This window comes from Kitasatospora sp. NPDC088351 (assembly GCF_040685575.1).
Classification (GTDB): Bacteria; Actinomycetota; Actinomycetes; order Streptomycetales; family Streptomycetaceae; genus Kitasatospora.
Genome location: NZ_JBFBIL010000128.1, coordinates 1 through 2,935 on the forward strand (window position 1 = coordinate 1; position 2,935 = coordinate 2,935).

Sequence of the window (2,935 nt, forward strand, 5' to 3'; positions counted from 1 at the left end):
CGATCGCCCCGCCGGGGCGGACGAAGGCGGCGACGTCGGCGATTCTCCACCACCGCGGTGGTGGAGACGCCCCTTCGCCGTACGCGCTGCCCGGCCTGCCAGGCCTACTCGCCCGACAGCACCTGCTGCGCCGCGGCCCGCGCCTCCTCGGCGCTGTCCGCCGCCCGGGCCGCCTCGGCCGCCCGACGGCACTGCGCCAGCGTGTACTTGGCCAGCGTGGCCCGCACATAGGGGATCGACGCCGAGCCCATCGACAGGCTGGTGACGCCCAGACCGGTGAGGACCACGGCCAGCAGCGGGTCGGAGGCCGCCTCACCGCAGACGCCGCAGCTCTTGCCGGTGGCCTGCGCGGCCTCGGCCGAGAAGGCCACCAGGTCCAGCAGCGCCGGCTGCCACGGGTCCTGCAGCCGGGCCAGCGCACCGACCTGGCGGTCGGCGGCGAAGGTGTACTGCGCGAGGTCGTTGGTCCCCAGCGAGAGGAACTCCACCTCCCGCAGGATCGCCCGCGCCCGCAGCGCGGCCGACGGGATCTCCACCATCGCGCCGAACTTGGCGGCCAGCCCGGCCTGGCGACACGCGTCCGCGAAGTCCTTGGCGTCCTTGCGGTCGGCCACCATCGGCGCCATCACCTCAAGGTGCACGGGCAGCCCCTCGGCGGCCTTCGCCAGCGCCCGCAGCTGGGCCTGCATCACCTCGGGGTGCTCCAGCAGCGTGCGCAGACCACGCACCCCCAGCGCCGGGTTGGGCTCGTCGGCCGGGGTCAGGAAGTCCAGCGGCTTGTCCGCGCCCGCGTCCAGCGCCCGGACGACGACGCGGCCCTCCGGGAACGCCTCCAGCACCTTGCGGTACGCCTCGACCTGCTTCTCCTCGCTGGGAGCCTTCGCCGAGTCGTCCAGGAAGAGGAACTCGGTGCGGAACAGGCCCACGCCCTCCGCCCCGGCCTCCAGCGCGGCCGGCAGGTCCGCCGGGCCGCCCACGTTGGCGAGCAGCGGCACCCGGTGACCGTCCGAGGTCTGCCCCGGACCGGAGGAGGCGGCCAGCGCGGCCTTGCGCTCCGCGGCGATCGCGCGCAGCTCGTCCTGCTTCTCCTGCGACGGCTCCACCAGCACATCGCCGGAGCCGCCGTCCACCGCGACCACGGTGCCCTCGGCGACGTCGGTCGCGTTCGGCAGGGCGACCACGGCGGGCACGCCCAGGGCCCGGGCCAGGATGGCGCTGTGGCTGGTCGGCCCGCCCTCCTCGGTCACGAAGCCGAGCACCAGGGTCGGGTCCAGCAGCGCGGTGTCGGCCGGCGCCAGGTCCCGGGCGAACAGGACATACGGCTCGTCGCTGTCCGGCACACCCGGCATCGGCACGCCCAGCAGCCGCGCCACGATGCGGTTCCGTACGTCGTCCAGGTCCGCGACCCGGCCGGCCAGGTAGTCACCCGCGGAGGCGAGCAGCGCGCGGTAGGCGGCGAAGGCGTCGTACACGCCGCGCTCGGCGCTGCTGCCGACGGCGATCCGGCGGGCCACATCGGCCATCAGCTCCGGGTCCTGCGCCATCAGCGCCTGGGCCTCCAGCACGGCCTGCGCCTCGCCACCGGCGAGGTTGCCGCGGGCGATCAGGTCGGCGGCGACCGCGTCGACGGCCGCCTGGGCGCGAGCCTGCTCGCGCGGGGCGTCCTCAGTCGGAATCTGGGTGGCCGGCGGCTCGAGCACCGCCGTTCCCATGTGCCGCACCTGGCCGATCGCGACCCCGTGGCTCACACCCACGCCGCGCAGCGTCTTCTCCATGTCACCTGTCTCCGCTGAGGGAAGCGGCCCCGCCGGAACCGCCGTGTGCCGGTCCGCCCCGCCGAGTGCGGCGGGGCGGGTGTGTGGGCTCGGCTTCTGTCGTGCGTGGTCTTCGCCGGCGCGCACCCGGCCCGGGCGCCGAGCGGCCCGGGAGGGAAGAAGGAAAGAGGGGAGGTCAGCTCCAGCTGAAGAGAGCGTCGCCGACGGCGACGTCTCCGTCCTCACGGACATCGCCGAGCGAGTCGGTGGCGGCCTCCAGCGCGACGATCGGCGAGATCGGCGACTTGCCCGCGGCCTCGACGGCGGCCGGGTCCCACTTGATGACGGCCTGGCCGCGGGTCACCGTGTCGCCCTTGTTGACGAGCAGCTCGAAGCCCTCGCCGTTCAGCTGCACGGTGTCGATGCCGAGGTGGGTCAGCACACCGTGCCCGTCCGCGTCCACGACGACGAACGCGTGCGGGTGCATGGAGACCACGACGCCGTCCACCGGAGCAACGGCCTCGGTCGGCCGGCGCACCGGGTCGATCGCGGTACCGGGACCGACCATCGCGCCGGAGAAGACGGGGTCGGGCACGCCGGCGAGCCCGACGACCCGGCCGGTCAGCGGCGACGTCACAGTGGTCATGGTTGAGCCTCCCAAGTGCGCAGAACAGCGAGCGGCCGCAGGCAGCGGCAGGACATCGGCTGAAGCCTAGATCATGTCAACTTCGGACATCTGCTGACATTCCCGGGCGAAGGGCCAGGCCCAATCCGCCCCTACCGGCCCGTCCGCCACAGAGAGCGACGACTGCCGGGGCGTCAGGCCGACGTCCCATCGACCGGTAGTGGTCTAGTCCTCTGGGTCGATGTGCCGCACTCTACAGGCATCTTGGCGAACCGGGACCATTGCTGTATATGCTCGCGAGAGCAACAAATCATGCTCCGGGCGGGTGACGCTCGGTGTGGCTCGATTCGCGCTCCGGTCGGCTACCCGCTATGGTTGGCCGAGTCGCCGCAAGTCGGCGGTTAACACCAGATTTCAGATGTGAAAAGTACCGGTTAAGCGCCGGGAAACGGGTCTGCTAAGCTGGGAACACGAAAGAACGAAGCGCCCGGAGGGCCCGCTGGAAGGCGGCCTGAAGGAAGTGTCCGTTCCTTGAGAACTCAACAGCGTGCCAAAA

2 protein-coding genes are annotated in these 2,935 nt (G+C 72.4%); both read right to left on the minus strand.

Translation table 11 applies throughout. The features are described from left to right. Positions 1-104 precede the first annotated feature (104 nt). Positions 105-1,775, minus strand: a complete 1,671-nt coding sequence (gene ptsP / locus AB0P06_RS36740) for a phosphoenolpyruvate--protein phosphotransferase (protein ID WP_363615336.1) — start codon at positions 1,773-1,775, stop codon at positions 105-107. 175 nt (positions 1,776-1,950) lie between these two features. Beyond that, positions 1,951-2,400 carry a PTS glucose transporter subunit IIA gene (locus AB0P06_RS36745; protein ID WP_363615338.1) on the minus strand — a complete coding sequence of 150 codons (450 nt, stop codon included), beginning with the start codon at positions 2,398-2,400 and terminating at the stop codon, positions 1,951-1,953. Positions 2,401-2,935: the final 535 nt, after the last annotated feature.